Consider the following 14,715-nt stretch of genomic DNA (forward strand, 5'->3'; position numbering starts at 1 on the left):
CGAAGCCGCTAGCCTATCCCTTTCCCGGCCAATGCGCAGGCTATCAGATATGTGACCGCCCGCTGTCCGGACCTCTGGCCGGCGGCCGCGTCGCGTCCGGCTGGGTCTTCGGCAGGAACACCTGCACTTCCAGCCCTTTGCCCTCCAGTCCCTTGCCCAGGCCGATACTGCCGAAGTGCAGTTCGACGATGCGCTTGACGATCGGCAGGCCCAGGCCGCTGCCCTCGCCGCTGCTGGTGGCGGGGCTGCGGTAGAAGCGGGTGAAGATCGCCTGCTGCTCTTCCAGGGCGACCCCGGGGCCGTTGTCGCGCACCCGCAGCACGGCGTGCTGGGCGCGATTCTCGACGCGGATCTCGACCTGGCCCCCGGCCGATGTGTAGCGCAGGGCGTTGCCCACCAGGTTGCCGACCATCGCCTTCAGCCACAGGTCGATGCCCATCACGTGCACGGTCTCCTGGTGCAACGACAGCTCGATGTCCTTGTCGATGGCCTGGCGCGCCAGTTCGGAGAGTACGTCTTCGGCCAGGGTGGCGAGGTTGACCGGGTGGAATTGCTCCAGCAGGGCGTCGCCGTCGAGGCGGGCGAGGAGCAGGATCTGCTCCATCAAGGTGCTGATCCGCTCGACGCTGCGACTGACTTGCAGCAGGCCGCGGGCGTGGGCCTTGGGGTCTTCCGAACGCAGCGCGACCTGGGCATGGGTGCGCAGGCTGGCCAGTGGCGTGCGGATTTCATGGGCGGCGTCGCTGGTCAGTCGGCGTTCGGCCTCGAGGGCGGTGCGCAGACGCTCCAGCAGGAGGTTGAGTTCGTCGATGAGGCCGCGGATCTCCAGCGGCACCGCTTCCACCGCGATCGGCTGCAGGTGTCGCGCGGAGCGCTGCTGGACCTCGGCCTGCACTTCGCGTAGCGGCGCCAGGCCGCGGGCAACGCCGAACCAGACCAGGCCGCCGAGCAACGGCAGCGCCAGCAGCAGTGGGAACAGCGAGTAGAACAGCAGCAGGTTCATGGTGTGCTGGCGGTAGATCAGGTTTTCGCTGATCCAGATCTGGAAGCCGTCGATGTTCAGCTGGAGCACCCGCCAGTGGGTGCCCTGGGCTTCCACGGTGCTGAAGCCGGGGCCCTGGGCCGTGATCTCCGGCGGCAGGTTGAGGCTCGACAGCAGCGGCTGGCCGTCGCGCCACAGGGCGTAGCCGAGGGCGCTTTCGCGGCGCAGCAGGGGCAGACCCTGGATCGCTTCGCGGCTGCGTTCGATGATCTCGGTGATGGAGCCGTCCTCGCCGGCCTGGTCTTCGGTGGCAAGGTCGAGCAGGCGCAGGGCGGCTTCGCCGAAGTCCACCATGTCGTCGTCGAACAGGCGGTTCACCTGCTTCAGCGAGAGGTGGTAGGTCAGCGCCGCCACGCTCAGCCAGCACAGCACGAAGCCGACCAGCAGGTTGACCAGCAGGCGCCGGCGGACGGAGGGGACGGCGGCACGGGACATCGGGGGACTCCGGTAGGCGGTTTTCAGGGCGCCGGCTGGTCGATGCCGTAGCCGATGCCGCGGACGGTGCGGATCAACTGGTTGCCGAGCTTGCGCCGCAGGTGGTGGACGTGGACTTCGATGGCGTTGCTCTCGACGTCGCCGCTCCAGCCGTAGAGGCTCTGCTCCAGTTGGTTGCGCGAGAGCACCTTGCCGCTGTTCTCCAGCAGCAGGCGCAGCAGTGCGTATTCGCGCGGCGCCAGTTCCACCGCCTGCCCGGACAGGGTCACTTGGTGGGTCGCCGGGTCCAGGCGCAGCTCGCCGTGCACCAGTTGCGGCAGGGCGCGACCGGTGGTGCGGCGGGTCAGGGCGCGCACCCGTGCCTGCAGTTCGTCGAGATCGAAGGGCTTGGTCAGGTAGTCGTCGGCACCGCTGTCGAGCCCGGCGACCCGGTCGGCCACCTTGTCCCGCGCGGTGAGCAGCAGCACCGGGGTGAGCCGGCCCTGGTGGCGCAGGTTACGCAGGATGTCCAGGCCGCTGCGGCGCGGCAGTCCGATGTCGAGCACCAGCAGGTCGAACTCGTCGGTGACCAGCGCGTTCTCCGCGGCCACGCCGTCGGTCACCCATTCCACGGTATCGCCTTCCAGGCGCAGCCCGGCGCGGATGCCGTCGCCGAGCAGCAGGTCGTCCTCGGCCAGCAGTATTCTCATGGCAGCCTCGTTTCAGTGATTCCACAATTCCCACAGGCTCAGGCCGGCCTCCAGCAGGAGGATGGCGACGATCAGCCATTCGACCCGCAGTTCGCCCCGGAAGTAGCGGTATTCGCCGAGGCGGTCGGCGGCCAGTTCGTAGAGGTCCTGCAGCACTTCGATGCGGTCGTCCAGGGTCGCCAGGCGATCGTGCACTTCGGCCTGCATGGCCAGTTCGTTGTAGAGCCGGCGCACAGCGCCGTTCAGTTGCAGCGGCGGCTTCTCCAGGTGCGACTCCAGGCGGGCATAGGCCATGCGCCAGAGTGTAGTGCGTCGCACCTGCCGGTTCACATGTTCCTGGCGCCGCAGGGCGGCACGGCGCGGTAGCTGGGTCAGTTCGACATCGGACTGGGCCGGTTCCCAGGCCGCCGCGGTCTCGCCTTCCAGGCGGCGCAGGTGACCTTCGTGCCAGGCGAAGACGGCCAGGCCTTCGAGCAGCTCCCGGCAGCGCTCGGGGTTGCCGATGACCAGCGCGCGGCCGGGGCGCCACAGCACCCGCTCGCCGAACGAGGGCGCTTCCAGGGGCGGCTGGCGCTCGTCCTCGCCGGCGGCCATCCAGGCTTCCAGGCGCTGGTGCCAGGCGTGCCCGGTCTGTAGCCCGGCGTTGGCGAAGATCACCAGCAGCTCGTCGTCGACGGCGGTCTCCGGCAGTTCCGCGTCTTCGCTCAGCTCGATGCGTTGCGCCAGGACGGCCAGCGCCGGCTGCGGATCACGCAGGGTGGCCAGCAGCGGCAGGCCGCCGCCGTCCGCGGCGGAGCGGAAGCGTACCCGGTGCAGCAGGCAGGGCGCGCCGTTGACGGCCAGCGGTACGCTGGCCAGGGGAGCGGCGGACATCTTCAGGTCCTCGCCAGGGCCGGCAATTGTGCCGGGCCGAACTCGATCTCCTCGATATCCGGCGGTGCGACGAAGGGTACGCCGTCTTCCAGTACCGGTCCCGGCTGGGCGAGCAGGAAGCGGGTTTCCCGGTCCATCACGAAGCAGGCCTTGAGGTAGTCGCCGTCGAGGTGGTCGAGCCACAGCGGGCCGAGCTTGCGTTCGATGCGTCGGTCGATGTCCTCGGCCTGCCAGTGGTTCGTGTCGAGCCAGTCGGAAGCCAGCAGGAAGCCCCAGGAGGAGAGGAACGAGGGCACCGTGGCGCGGTAGCTGTGGACCTGGGAGAAGACACTGCGCAGGGTGCGGGCGAGGGCCGCGTGGGGCTTGTCGTCGCTGTGGGAGAACTCCAGCCCCTGCACCGCGACCACCCCGCCCGGTCGCAGGCGCGAATGCAGCAGCTCGTAGAACTGGCGGGTATAGAGAGCCTGGGCCGGGCCGTTGTCGAGCATGTCGACGACGTCGATGATGACCACGTCATAGAGCGACGGGTCGCGCTCGAGATAGGCCCGGCCGTCCTCGGCGAGCAGTTCGCAGCGTGGGTCGTCGAAGGCGCCCTGGTGCCACTGGAACAGGTGTTCGCGACACAGTTCCACCAGCTCCCGGTCGAGATCGACCATCACCGCCCGCCGCACGCTGGCATGGGACAGCACCTCGCGCAGGGTGGCGCCTTCGCCGCCGCCGATGATCAGTACGTCGCGCGGCTCGTCGTGGGCGAGCATGGCCGGCTGCACCAGCAGCTCGTGGTACAGCGACTCATCGCTCTCGGCGCTCTGGATCGCGCCGTCGAGCATCAGCACGCGGTCGTAGTTGTAGGTGTCGGCGATCAGCACGTTCTGCCAGCGCGTGCGGCCCTGGTAGAGCACCCGGCGCAGGCGGTAGACGTACTGGTCGAAGGGGTCGCTGTCCTCGATCGCGGTGATCGCGCCGTCGCCTTCCAGCAGCGGGTCCGGCGGATAGAAATAGAAGTGGTTCGGCGGCAGCGGCGGCAGCCCGGCGGCGACCTCCGCCGGCACCAGGCCGGTGAGGTCGACGGCGTAACGGGCCTGGCTCAGGTCGGGAGCCAGCGGGGCGCGTTCGATCGGCGTATCCATCAGGCCACCCCCGTGCCCTGGCCCAGCGCCCAGCGCAGGGTCGGGCTGTCTTCGTCGACCGGGCCATTGCCGGCCAGGCTGCGGCTGAGCAGCCCCAGGCGATGGCCGCCGAGGCCGCGGTCCATGCTCGAGATCAGGTGCCGACGGCTGCCCAGGCGTTCGCTGAGCACGCGCACGGCCTGGGCGCCATCGAGCACGTCGCCGCAGGTGAACACGTCGACCGCGGCATAGCCGTACTCCGGCCAGGTATGGATCGCCAGGTGCGATTCGGCGATCACCACCACGCCGGAGATGCCGATCGGGCTGAACTTGTGGAACGCCGAGGTGATGATGGTGGCGTTGGCCTGGCGGGCGGCCTCGAGCATGCTTTCCTCGATCCACTGGATATCGTCGAAGCGCTGGTCGACGCAGTCGAACAGCTCGATGACCAGTTGCTTGCCGAGCACGGTGATCGGATCGAGTCGCAACGGTTGAATTGCCATGAAGGCCTCCTGCTTCCGTTTCGGCGAGGGATGTCCTCGCGGTGGAAGGCACGATAGGCGCGGCTGACTTAAGAGGTGCTTAACGACGGATTTTTTGCCCGACCCGGCGCGGGCCGACGACGCCGGAGCAGCCATTTCGCCTGACGTAGGGCGAATAGCGCCAGCGGCGCTATCCGCCGCTTCTGCGGAGCATGGCCCGGCGGATAACCGCGAGCGGTTATTCGCCCTACCGGTGAGAGTCGTGACGTAGGGCGAATAGCGCCAGCGGCGCTATCCGCCTCTTTTGCGGAGCATGGCCCGGCGGATAACCGCGAGCGGTTATTCGCCCTACCGGTGGGAGTCGTGAGGTAGGGCGAATAGCGCCAGCGGCGCTATCCGCTGCTTCTGCGGAGCATGGCCCGGCGGATAACCGCGAGTGGTTATTCGCCCTACCGAGGCGCGCCCTTCGCCTGCGTCACCCGGTCCACCAGGTAGACCACCCCGCGGTAGTCGATCCCGCCGTGCTCGCTGAGGCCGATCTCGCAGGTACGGCTGGTGGATACGCCTTCCTCGCAGAACTGCACGGCATCCTTCAGGTTGCGCAGGGAGTGAGCGTTCAGTTCCGGCGTGGTGAAGCCCTTGTCGCCGGCGAAGCCGCAGCAGTGAATGCCTTCCGGGATCACCACCTCGCGGGTGCAGCGGCCGACCAGGTCGATCAGCGCCTGGCTCTCGCCGAGGTGCTGGGTGCTGCAGGTGACGTGCACCGCTACCGGTTTGTCCTGCGGGATGAACTCCAGGCGATCGAGCAGGTGACTGCGGATGAATTTCACCGGGTCGTGGATCTGCAGCCGCGGATCGTCCAGACCCTGGACCAGGCGCAGGGTGCAGGGGCTGGTGTCGCAGTAGATCGGGTCGAGGCCGCCGCGGCTGGCCTGGAGCAGGGCGGCGAGCAGCTCGTCGCGCTTGTCGTCGGCCTGCTTCGCATACCCCTTGGACGCGAACGGCTGGCCGCAGCAGAGGTTGTCCAGGTTATCCGGGAACACCACCTGGTAGCCGGCCTTTTCCAGTAGACGGCGGGTCTTGTCCAGCAGCGGCTCGCGCTCTTCGTCGCCGAAGGCCGGGCCCATGGCACGCGAGACGCAGGCGGCGAGATAGACCACCCTCGGCCGCTCGTCGTCGAGCGGGGCGGGCGGCGGCGCCAGGCGTACCGGCTGCGGCAGCGCCGGCGTCCATTGCGGCACGCGGCCGCCGCTGGCCTGGCTGAGGCCGCGGCTGGCCCTGGCCAGCAGGGGCGCGCCAAGCAGGCGCCGGGCGCCGTCGGCAGCGAGCAGGGCGAAGCGCGCAGCGCGCATGGCTCCGGCAAAGTTGCGCGCCAGCCAGGTGGCGCCACCAGCGTGGCGGGCGTCGGCGCCGCGCAGCTTGCGGATCAGCTCGCCGGTGTTGATGTTCACAGGACAGCGCTGGGCGCATAGGCCGGTGGCGGCGCAGGTGTCGATGCCCTGGTAGCGGTAGTCGCGCTCCAGCTCGGTGGTGTCGACGCCGGCGCGCTTCTTCGCCTGGATGTCGCGCCACAGGACGATGCGCTGGCGTGGCGTTAGGGTCAGTCCGCGCGACGGGCAGACCGGTTCGCAGAAACCGCACTCGATGCACTTGTCGACGATCTCGTCGGCAGCCGGCAGCGGCTTGAGGTTCTTCAGGTGGCTCTGCGGGTCGTCGCTGAGGACCACACCCGGGTTGAGGATGCCGCGCGGGTCGAGCAGGCGCTTGAGCTGCCACATCAAGCGATAGGCGTCCTCGCCCCACTCCAGTTCGACGAACGGCGCCATGTTGCGCCCGGTGCCATGCTCGGCCTTCAGTGAGCCGCCGTACTCCACCGCCACCAGGTGCGCCACGTCGTCCATGAACGCCGAGTAGCGGGCGATCTGCTCGGGCGAGTCGAAGCCCTGGGTGAAGACGAAGTGCAGGTTGCCCTCCAGCGCGTGGCCGAAGAGGATCGCCTCATCGTAGCGGTGCTTGTCGAACAGCTCGATCAGGCGGTTGACTCCCTCGGCCAGTCGTTCGACGGGGAAGGTGACGTCCTCGATGATCACCGTGGTGCCGGTCTCGCGCACCGCGCCGACAGCCGGGAAGGTGTCCTTGCGGATGCGCCAGAGCTGGTTGTAGACCGCCGGGTCTTCGCTGAAGTCGACCTGCTTCTCCAGCGGATATTCGGCGATGGAGGCCATGATCCGCCCGAGCTGTTCGTGCAGCAGCGTGCGGCTCGCCGCGCGGGACTCGATGAGCAGGGCGCAGGCACCGGCGGAAAGACTCTTCACCCATTCCGGCATGCCCTGCATGTTCTCCACCGAGCGCAGGCTGCGCCGATCGAGCAGTTCCACTGCCGAGACCGGCTGGCGTTTGAGCACCGCGACCGCCGTGCAGCAGGTTTCCACCGTGGGGAAAACCAGCAGCGCCGAGGCCTTGTGCGGGTGTTCCGGGACGGTGTCGTAGGTCACCGCGCTGATGAAGCCGAGGGTGCCCTCGGAGCCGACCATCAGGTGGGTGAGGATGTCCAGCGGCTCGTCGTAGTCGACCAGCGCGTTCAGCGACAGGCCGGTGGTGTTCTTCAGCCGGTACTTGTGGCGGATCTTCGCGGCCAGTTCGGCATTGGCGCGGGTCTCGCGGCCGAGTTCGGCAAGCCGTTCAAGCAGCTCGCCGTGGCTGGCGCGGAAGGCCGCGACGCTGGCCGGGTCCTCGCTGTCCAGGCGGGTGCCGTCGGCCAGCAGCAGGCGCAGGCCGGCGAGGGTGTGGTAGCTGTTCTGCGCGGTGCCGCAGCACATGCCGCTGGCGTTGTTGGCGACGATGCCGCCGATCTTGCAGGCGTTGATCGAGGCCGGGTCGGGACCGATCTTGCGGCCGAACGGCGCCAGCCAGGCGTTCGCCTGGGCGCCGATGACACCCGGCTGCAGGCGGATCTGCGCGCCGTCGGCGCGGATTTCCCGGCCGTTCCAGTTGTCGCCGAGGACGAGCAGCACCGAGTCGCTGATGGCCTGGCCGGAGAGGCTGGTGCCGGCGGCGCGGAAGGTCACCGGGACCTGCTCGCGGTAGGCGGCGGATAGGATCGCGGCGACCTCGTCCTCGCTTTCGACGCGCAGCACCAGCTTGGGAATCAACCGGTAGAAACTGGCGTCGGTGCCGAAGGCCAGGGTCGACAGCGGGTCGTCGAAGCGGCGTTCGCGCGGTATCAGCCGCTCGACGGTCTCGAGAAAGGGAATCGGCAGGCTCATCGGCTTTCCTCGGCCCTGGGACGACGGTCACGCCCCGGGCGTTTTCTGGCTTTTCTGGTGGGCGTCTCAGGCGCCCAGTTCGCGGACCAGCGAGTCAGCGCTGATCTCGCCGATCGACTTGGCCCCGGTGAGGACCATGGCCACGCGCATTTCCTTTTCGATCAGTTCGAGCAGGTTGCGCACCCCGGCCTCGCCGGCGGCGGCCAGGGCGTAGATGAAGGCGCGGCCGAGCAGCACGCTGTCGGCGCCGAGGGCGATCATCCGCACCACGTCGAGACCGGTGCGGATGCCGGAGTCGGCAAGGATCGCCAGTTCGCCCTTCACCGCATCGGCGATCGCCGGCAGCGCGCGGGCGCTGGACAGCACGCCATCGAGCTGGCGGCCGCCGTGGTTGGAGACGACGATGCCGTCGGCGCCGAACTTCACCGCATCCCTGGCATCCTCGGGGTCGAGGATGCCCTTGATCACCATCGGGCCGTCCCAGAACTCGCGGATCCACTCCAGGTCCTTCCAGGAAATCGACGGGTCGAAGTTGGCGCCCAGCCAGCCGATGTAATCCTCCAGTCCGGTCGGGTTGCCGCGGTAGGCGGAAATGTTGCCGAGGTCGTGGGGCTTGCCCAGCAGGCCGACGTCCCAGGCCCAGGCCGGGTGGGTCATGGCTTGCAGGATGCGGCGCGGCGCGGCGTAGGGGCCGCTCATGCCGGAATGGGCGTCGCGGTAGCGGGCGCCGGGGACCGGCATGTCGACGGTGAACACCAGGGTGGTGACGCCGGCGGCCTTGGCCCGCTCCAGGGCGTTGCGCATGAAGCCGCGGTCCTTCAGCACGTAGAGCTGGAACCACATCGGCCGGTCGATGGCCGGGGCGACCTCCTCGATCGGGCACACCGATACCGTCGACAGGGTGAAGGGCACGCCCTTCGCCGCCGCCGCGCGTGCCGCCTGGACTTCACCGCGGCGGGCGTACATGCCGGTGAGACCGACCGGGGCGAGCGCCACCGGCATCGCCAGGGTCTCGTCGAACAGGCGGGTTTCCAGGCTCAGCTCGGACATGTTCTTCAGCACCCGCTGACGCAGGGCGATGGCCGACAGGTCCTCGACGTTGCGACGCAAGGTGTACTCGGCGTAGGCGCCGCCGTCGATGTAGTGGAAGAGGAACGGCGGCAGCTTGCGTTGGGCGGCGGCGCGGTAGTCGGTGGAAGCGGAAATGATCATTGGGCTCTTCCGTTGTGTCGAAAGGTTTTGCATCGAGCGCAGTGGAGCGGGACACGGTGGAAATGGCCAAGGGAGCCGGGCCTACGATCGTAGGCGAGTCTCCCCCGGACCATTTCCTGCGCAGTATCGCCGACGCGCGGCCGATCAGGGCGCGGTCAGTGCACCAGCATGCCGGTGAATAGGTATGCCTGGGCCAGGGTGATCAGTCCGACCAGCGCGGCGAAGATCAGGCTGTGCTTCAGGGTGAAGCGGAACAGGTCGGATTCCTTGCCGACCATTCCGGTCGCGGCACAGGCCACGGCGATGGATTGCGGGGAGATCATCTTGCCGGTCACGCCGCCGCTGGTATTGGCGGCCACCAGCAGGGTGTCGCTGACTCCGATCTGGTGCGCGGTGGTCGATTGCAGGGAGCTGAACAGGGCGTTGGAGGACGTATCCGAACCGGTCAGGAATACCCCCAGCCAGCCGAGGAACGGCGAGAAGAACGGGAACGCCGCGCCGGTACCGGCCAGGACCAGGGCCAGGGTGGTGGACATGCCCGAGTAGTTGGTGACGAAGGCGAAGGCCAGGACCATGCCGATGGACAGGATCGGCCACTTCAGCTCCACCAGGACTTCCTTGAAAGTGGTAATACCAATTTTCGCTCCGATGCGCAGGATGAACATCGATACCAGCGCCGAGAGGAAGATCGCCGTGCCGGTGGCGGAGATCGGGTCGAACTTGAATACCGCGGCGATCGGCGTGGCGCTGGTGGCGATCGGCGCGCCCTTGACCACCAGTTGGTCGAGGTGCGGGATGGCGAAGTTGAACACCAGCCAGTAGAGCTCGCCGCCCGGGGCGAACAGGGCCTTGAAAGGTTTCAGGGTCCAGATGGTCACCAGTACGGTGAGCACCAGGAACGGCGACCAGGCCTTGAGGATCTCGCCGAAGCTGTAGGCGGACGGTTCGACGCTGCGTTGCCCGCCGTAGCCGCCACCGGCCACGGCCGCGCCGCCGCTGGCGGCGAGCGCTTCGCTGGCGCCCTGCGGCTGCCAGACCTTGAGGAACAGGGTCAGGGAGACCAGGCTGACCAGCGCCGAGGTGATGTCCGGCAACTCCGGGCCGATGAAGTTGGACGTCAGGTACTGAGTGATGGCGAAGCTGCCGCCGGCGACGATGGCGGCCGGCCAGGTTTCGCGGATGCCGCGCCAGCCGTCCATCATGAACACCAGCCAGAACGGTACCAGGATCGACAGGAACGGCAGTTGGCGGCCGGTCATGGCGCCGATCTTGAAGGCGTCGATGCCGGTCACCTGGCCGGCGACGATGATCGGGATGCCCAGTGCGCCAAAGGCCACCGGCGCAGTGTTGGCGATCAGGCACAGGCCGGCGGCGTAGAGCGGATTGAAGCCGAGGCCGACGAGCAGGGCGGCGGTGATCGCCACCGGCGCGCCGAAACCGGCGGCGCCTTCGAGGAAGGCGCCGAAGGAGAAGCCGATCAGCAGTACCTGCAGGCGCTGGTCGCCGGTAATCGACAGCACCGAGCTGCGGATCACCTCGAACTGGCCGCTCTTCACCGTCAGTTTGTAGAGGAAGACCGCGGCGACGATGATCCAGGCGATCGGCCAGAGACCGTAGAGGAAGCCGTAGCCGGCGGCGGCGAAGGCCATGTCGGCGGGCATGTGGAAGGCGAAGATGGCCACCGCGATGGCCAGCGCCAGGGTGATGCTGCCGGCGATGTGGCCCTTGAGGCGGAATACCGCCAGGGCGAGGAAGAAGAACACGATCGGGATGACGGCCGCGGCGGCCGACAGGCCGAGACTGCCCAGGGGGGTATAGAGTTGTTGCCAGGCTTGCATGGGGGTTGGCTCCCTAATTGTTGTTGGGTTTGCCTGTGACCAGATCGGATACGCGCCAAGACCTGTGTGTGCAAGGGCGCTGGGCAGCCGAACCTGGCAAAGCTCGCATAATTGGTAAGACCAATTTACAAAAGCGAGCGCTCAGGTTAAGAGTCGAGCGTTCGGCGTGTCAATTTGCCCGTCTACGACTTTTGTCTAAGGATGCTCGTGCGGGGCTCGTGGCGGCTCGCTTGTGGTGCGGGGAGCGGCTCGGTACGCTTCCTCTCTTTTTCGCGCTGGGCGCATGGCAGAGGCTTTGCGACGAAACTTCGGGTAAGGGTGTCGGGATATGGAATTTGGTCAGGTCAGGCAGCGCCGTCTGTCGGATGACATCGTTGCGCAACTGGAGGCGATGATCCTGGAGGGCACGCTGAAGTCCGGCGAGCGGCTGCCCGCCGAGCGCGTGCTTGCCGAGCAGTTCGGGGTTTCCCGGCCGTCGCTGCGCGAGGCGATCCAGAAACTGGTGGCGAAGGGGCTGCTGGTCAGCCGCCAGGGTGGCGGCAACTATGTGACCGAATCGCTGGGCGCGACTTTCAGCGATCCGCTGCTGCACCTGCTGGAGGGTAACCCGGAGGCCCAGCGCGACCTGCTGGAGTTTCGCCACACGCTGGAAGGGTCCTGTGCCTACTACGCGGCGCTGCGTGCGACCTCCCTCGATCACCAGCGCCTGACCGAGGCCTTCGAGGCGCTCCAGGCCTGCTATGCGCGCAACGACCAGGTCAGCGCGGAAGAGGGTGCCGCCGACGCGCGCTTCCACCTGGCGATCGCCGAGGCCAGCCACAACACCGTGCTGCTGCACACCATCAAGGGCCTGTTCGACTTGCTGCGGCGCAACGTGGTGACCAATATCGGCGGGATGTACGCGCAGCGCACGGAAACCCGCGCGCAACTGATGGAGCAGCACCAGCGCCTATACGACGCGATCATCAGCGGTCAGGCGGAGCTGGCCCGGGAGGTGTCCAACCAGCACATCCACTATGTGCAGGAGGTCCTGGCGGAGGTCCAGGAAGAGGCGCGCAGGATGAAGCGCTCGCAGCGCCGGCGCAGCGTGCAGGAAGACTAGCGAGGCGCGGGCAGGGACGCGCTCAGTCGTCCTTGCCGTGGCGCATGGCGCGCTGGATCTCCCGATCGGAGTCGCGCTCCTTCTCGGTGTGGCGCTTGTCGAAGTCCTTCTTGCCCTTGGCCAGGGCGATCTCGCACTTGACCAGGTGCTTCTTCCAGTACATCGACAGGGCGACGCAGGCGTAGCCCTTCTGTTGCACGGCGCCGAACAGCTTGCCCAGTTCGCGCTTGTGCAGCAGCAGCTTGCGCGTGCGCACCGGGTCGGCGATCACGTGCGTGCTGGCGGTGGTCAGGGGCGTGATGTGGCTGCCGAGCAGCCAGGCCTCGCCATCCTTGAGCAGCACGTAGCTGTCGACCAGCTGGGCCTTGCCGGCGCGCAGGCTTTTCACTTCCCAGCCCGCCAGGGCGACGCCCGCCTCGAAGCGTTGTTCGATGAAATAGTCGTGCAGAGCCTTCTTGTTCTGCGCGATGGTCCCCGAAGGGTGTTTCTTCTGCTTAGCCATAGGCGGCGCATTATAGGGAGTCGCCGGCTTCACCGCTATGGGGCGGCGTCGCGCTTGAGGGATAGAGGCGAATTTCGGACAATGCCCACTCTTTTCCTGGCCGCTGGCCAAGGTTTTGTAAGAAAAGTCTTCAAGTGGCGTCAGGCTGCGCTGAGCGTTTTTTCTGCCGAACCCTGGCCCCGGTCGACGGGCGCAGCGCGCCGCCGTGGCGGATGCCGCCGTCCCGCCGGCTATGCTTGGGGAGTCGCCCGCTCGACAGCAGAAGTGAGAGTTCTATGAGCACCCATATCCAGCGTTCGGCGCTGTTGCCTTATCCCGCCCGCGCGCTGTTCGATCTGGTGAACGACGTGAAGCGCTATCCGGAGTTCCTGCCCTGGTGTTCGGCCAGCCAGGTCCTGGAGGAGAGCGAAAGCCTGATGCGCGCCGAGCTGACCGTGGCCAAGGGTAGCCTCAGCCAGCGCTTCACCACCCGCAACGTGTTGGTGCCGGGAGCTTCCATCGAGATGAACCTGGAAAACGGACCGTTCACCGAACTGCATGGCGTCTGGCAGTTCAAGGCGCTGGGCGAGAAGGCCTGCAAGATCACCCTCGACCTGACCTTCGATTACGCCGGGCCGCTGGTCAAGGCGACCCTCGGGCCGCTGTTCACCCAGGCCGCCAACACCATGGTCGACGCGTTCTGCCAGCGCGCCAAGCAACTCTATGGCTGAGATCGCCGTCGAGGTGGTCTACGCGCTGCCGGAGCGACAGGCGTTACTGCGCCTGAGCGTGCCGGCAGGTACCAGCGCACGCGAGGCCGTGCTGCTCTCCGGCATCGCCGAGGCCTTTCCAGGGCTGGATGTGCAAGGTTGCCCGCTGGGTATCTTCGGCAAGCTCCTGGCACGCCCGGAGGAGCGAGTGCTGGAGGCCGGCGAACGGGTGGAGATCTACCGCCCGCTGATCGCCGATCCCAAGGAGGTGCGCAAGCAGCGTGCCGCACGGGCCCGGAGCGAACGCGAAGGCGGTTAGCCGAGGGGTTTCCTGCGGAAATGAAAAAGCCCGGCGAATGCCGGGCTTTTTCGTGGAACGCCAGCCGTCATTGCGGGCTGGGGTCCAGAGGTTCGGGAGTCGGAACCGGTACCGGCTGGGCTTCGTCCACTTCGCGCTGGAGCTGTTCCAGGGTGGAGCCCGGTTTCGGCGGCTCTTCTTTCTGCGCTTCCGGTTTCTGCTGGTCGGCCGGCTGGGTGACGGTGGTGCTGCCTTCCTTGCCGAGGATCGCTTCGTCGCGGCTGACGCCGGGCATGAAGTCGCCGTTCAGGCCGGCCAGCTGGTCGCTGTCGTTGAAGAACAGGCTGACGCGCTCCTGCTGGCGACGACCGCCGCCCGGCTGGATGCTGTAGAGGTAGTCCCAACGATTGGCGTGGAAGGTATCGACGATGAGCGGGTTGCCCATGATAAACCGCACTTGGCGTCGGGTCATTCCGGGACGCAACTGGTCTATCATGTCCTGCGTTACGACGTTGCCTTGCTGGATGTCGATTTTATAGACGCCAGGAAACGAGCAACCGGCGAGTGCGGCAAGCCCCGCGAAAGCGAGACAGGTCAGCATGAGCTTGGCGTTTTGCATCGGTGAGCGACTTCCACTATCTTGGCTGGGCAAATAAAAGCCCGATCATACCCGTATTCCGGGATACTGCGAAACATCCCGCGCTGAGAAAGCAGACATGGTTGAAAATAGCGAACTTCGAAAAGCCGGCCTTAAAGTGACCCTGCCGCGGGTCAAGATCCTGCAGATGCTCGACTCGGCCGAGCAACGCCACATGAGCGCCGAAGACGTGTACAAGGCGCTGATGGAAGCAGGCGAGGACGTGGGCCTGGCAACCGTCTATCGGGTGCTGACCCAGTTCGAGGCCGCCGGCCTGGTGGTGCGTCACAACTTCGATGGCGGCCATGCCGTGTTCGAGCTCGCCGATAGCGGCCACCACGACCACATGGTCTGCGTCGATACCGGCGAGGTGATCGAGTTCATGGATGCGGAAATCGAGAAGCGCCAGAAGGAAATCGTCCGCGAGCGCGGCTTCGAGCTGGTCGATCACAATCTGGTGCTCTACGTGCGCAAGAAGAAGTAGTCGCGCAACGGTTCCATGCGAAAACGGCGACCCTGGGGTCGCCGTTTTCATTTTCCA

At 67.0% G+C, this 14,715-nt stretch carries 14 protein-coding genes; 4 read left to right on the plus strand and 10 right to left on the minus strand.

The features are described from left to right. Positions 1–43: 43 nt before the first annotated feature. The 8 genes from pmrB to JHD77_RS10150 all read right to left on the minus strand — a co-directional run bounded on the left by pmrB (position 44) and on the right by JHD77_RS10150 (position 10,946). Positions 44–1,477, minus strand: a complete 1,434-nt coding sequence (gene pmrB / locus JHD77_RS10115) for a two-component system sensor histidine kinase PmrB (protein WP_034022594.1) — start codon at positions 1,475–1,477, stop codon at positions 44–46. Between the two features lie 23 nt (positions 1,478–1,500). Next, positions 1,501–2,166, minus strand: coding sequence for a two-component system response regulator PrmA (pmrA, locus tag JHD77_RS10120; RefSeq protein WP_003095244.1), 666 nt, complete (start codon positions 2,164–2,166; stop codon positions 1,501–1,503). A gap of 12 nt (positions 2,167–2,178) precedes the next feature. Then, on the minus strand, positions 2,179–3,039 hold the full coding sequence (locus JHD77_RS10125) for a hypothetical protein (protein WP_031755306.1): 861 nt from the start codon (positions 3,037–3,039) through the stop codon (positions 2,179–2,181). Between the two features lie 2 nt (positions 3,040–3,041). Continuing rightward, positions 3,042–4,169: a fused MFS/spermidine synthase gene (locus JHD77_RS10130; RefSeq protein WP_003102234.1), complete on the minus strand. Its 1,128-nt coding sequence runs from the start codon at positions 4,167–4,169 to the stop codon at positions 3,042–3,044. Next, positions 4,169–4,651 (minus strand): adenosylmethionine decarboxylase, encoded by a 483-nt coding sequence (speD, locus tag JHD77_RS10135; protein ID WP_003095236.1) that lies wholly within the window; start codon positions 4,649–4,651, stop codon positions 4,169–4,171. Before speD ends, JHD77_RS10130 begins: the two co-directional genes overlap by 1 nt. Positions 4,652–5,079: 428 nt before the next feature. Beyond that, on the minus strand, positions 5,080–7,896 hold the full coding sequence (locus tag JHD77_RS10140) for an FAD-binding and (Fe-S)-binding domain-containing protein (protein WP_031801405.1): 2,817 nt from the start codon (positions 7,894–7,896) through the stop codon (positions 5,080–5,082). Positions 7,897–7,962: 66 nt separating this feature from the next. Then, positions 7,963–9,108 (minus strand): FMN-dependent L-lactate dehydrogenase LldD, encoded by a 1,146-nt coding sequence (gene lldD / locus JHD77_RS10145; protein ID WP_031755640.1) that lies wholly within the window; start codon positions 9,106–9,108, stop codon positions 7,963–7,965. 155 nt (positions 9,109–9,263) lie between these two features. After that, positions 9,264–10,946, minus strand: coding sequence for a lactate permease LctP family transporter (locus JHD77_RS10150; RefSeq protein WP_003100495.1), 1,683 nt, complete (start codon positions 10,944–10,946; stop codon positions 9,264–9,266). 328 nt (positions 10,947–11,274) lie between these two features. Here JHD77_RS10150 and JHD77_RS10155 point away from each other — a divergent pair, with 328 nt between their 5' ends. After that, positions 11,275–12,048, plus strand: coding sequence for an FCD domain-containing protein (locus JHD77_RS10155; protein WP_003095221.1), 774 nt, complete (start codon positions 11,275–11,277; stop codon positions 12,046–12,048). Between the two features lie 22 nt (positions 12,049–12,070). Here the strand turns inward: JHD77_RS10155 and smpB are convergent, their stop codons facing one another. Next, on the minus strand, positions 12,071–12,550 hold the full coding sequence (gene smpB / locus JHD77_RS10160) for an SsrA-binding protein SmpB (RefSeq protein ID WP_003100496.1): 480 nt from the start codon (positions 12,548–12,550) through the stop codon (positions 12,071–12,073). 275 nt (positions 12,551–12,825) lie between these two features. Here smpB and JHD77_RS10165 point away from each other — a divergent pair, with 275 nt between their 5' ends. Continuing rightward, entirely contained in the window at positions 12,826–13,260 is a 435-nt protein-coding gene (locus JHD77_RS10165) for a type II toxin-antitoxin system RatA family toxin (RefSeq protein WP_003100497.1), read from the plus strand. Then, entirely contained in the window at positions 13,253–13,558 is a 306-nt protein-coding gene (locus JHD77_RS10170; protein ID WP_003095218.1) for an RnfH family protein, read from the plus strand. The genes JHD77_RS10165 and JHD77_RS10170 overlap by 8 nt, the downstream gene beginning before the upstream one ends. A gap of 67 nt (positions 13,559–13,625) precedes the next feature. Here the strand turns inward: JHD77_RS10170 and JHD77_RS10175 are convergent, their stop codons facing one another. Continuing rightward, positions 13,626–14,156: an outer membrane protein assembly factor BamE gene (locus tag JHD77_RS10175; RefSeq protein WP_003113904.1), complete on the minus strand. Its 531-nt coding sequence runs from the start codon at positions 14,154–14,156 to the stop codon at positions 13,626–13,628. Positions 14,157–14,253: 97 nt separating this feature from the next. Here JHD77_RS10175 and fur point away from each other — a divergent pair, with 97 nt between their 5' ends. After that, a complete protein-coding gene (gene fur, locus JHD77_RS10180; RefSeq protein WP_003095216.1) occupies positions 14,254–14,658 on the plus strand; it encodes a ferric iron uptake transcriptional regulator in 405 nt (134 codons plus the stop codon). Positions 14,659–14,715 lie beyond the last annotated feature (57 nt).

This window comes from Pseudomonas sp. P20 (assembly GCF_016463925.1).
GTDB classification, from domain to species: Bacteria; Pseudomonadota; Gammaproteobacteria; order Pseudomonadales; family Pseudomonadaceae; genus Pseudomonas; species Pseudomonas aeruginosa.

What these genes read in the sequence shown, in the direction of transcription:
- JHD77_RS10125 (WP_031755306.1), bottom strand. Translation starts at nt 3,039, where the DNA reads ATGTCCGCCGCTCCCCTGGCCAGCGTACCGCTGGCCGTCAACGGCGCG.
- speD (WP_003095236.1), bottom strand. Translation starts at nt 4,651, where the DNA reads ATGGCAATTCAACCGTTGCGACTCGATCCGATCACCGTGCTCGGCAAG.
- JHD77_RS10140 (WP_031801405.1), bottom strand. Translation starts at nt 7,896, where the DNA reads ATGAGCCTGCCGATTCCCTTTCTCGAGACCGTCGAGCGGCTGATACCG.
- fur (WP_003095216.1), top strand. Translation starts at nt 14,254, where the DNA reads ATGGTTGAAAATAGCGAACTTCGAAAAGCCGGCCTTAAAGTGACCCTG.
- lldD (WP_031755640.1), bottom strand. Translation starts at nt 9,108, where the DNA reads ATGATCATTTCCGCTTCCACCGACTACCGCGCCGCCGCCCAACGCAAG.
- pmrB (WP_034022594.1), bottom strand. Translation starts at nt 1,477, where the DNA reads ATGTCCCGTGCCGCCGTCCCCTCCGTCCGCCGGCGCCTGCTGGTCAAC.
- JHD77_RS10170 (WP_003095218.1), top strand. Translation starts at nt 13,253, where the DNA reads ATGGCTGAGATCGCCGTCGAGGTGGTCTACGCGCTGCCGGAGCGACAG.
- JHD77_RS10155 (WP_003095221.1), top strand. Translation starts at nt 11,275, where the DNA reads ATGGAATTTGGTCAGGTCAGGCAGCGCCGTCTGTCGGATGACATCGTT.
- JHD77_RS10150 (WP_003100495.1), bottom strand. Translation starts at nt 10,946, where the DNA reads ATGCAAGCCTGGCAACAACTCTATACCCCCCTGGGCAGTCTCGGCCTG.
- JHD77_RS10130 (WP_003102234.1), bottom strand. Translation starts at nt 4,169, where the DNA reads ATGGATACGCCGATCGAACGCGCCCCGCTGGCTCCCGACCTGAGCCAG.
- JHD77_RS10165 (WP_003100497.1), top strand. Translation starts at nt 12,826, where the DNA reads ATGAGCACCCATATCCAGCGTTCGGCGCTGTTGCCTTATCCCGCCCGC.
- smpB (WP_003100496.1), bottom strand. Translation starts at nt 12,550, where the DNA reads ATGGCTAAGCAGAAGAAACACCCTTCGGGGACCATCGCGCAGAACAAG.
- JHD77_RS10175 (WP_003113904.1), bottom strand. Translation starts at nt 14,156, where the DNA reads ATGCAAAACGCCAAGCTCATGCTGACCTGTCTCGCTTTCGCGGGGCTT.
- pmrA (WP_003095244.1), bottom strand. Translation starts at nt 2,166, where the DNA reads ATGAGAATACTGCTGGCCGAGGACGACCTGCTGCTCGGCGACGGCATC.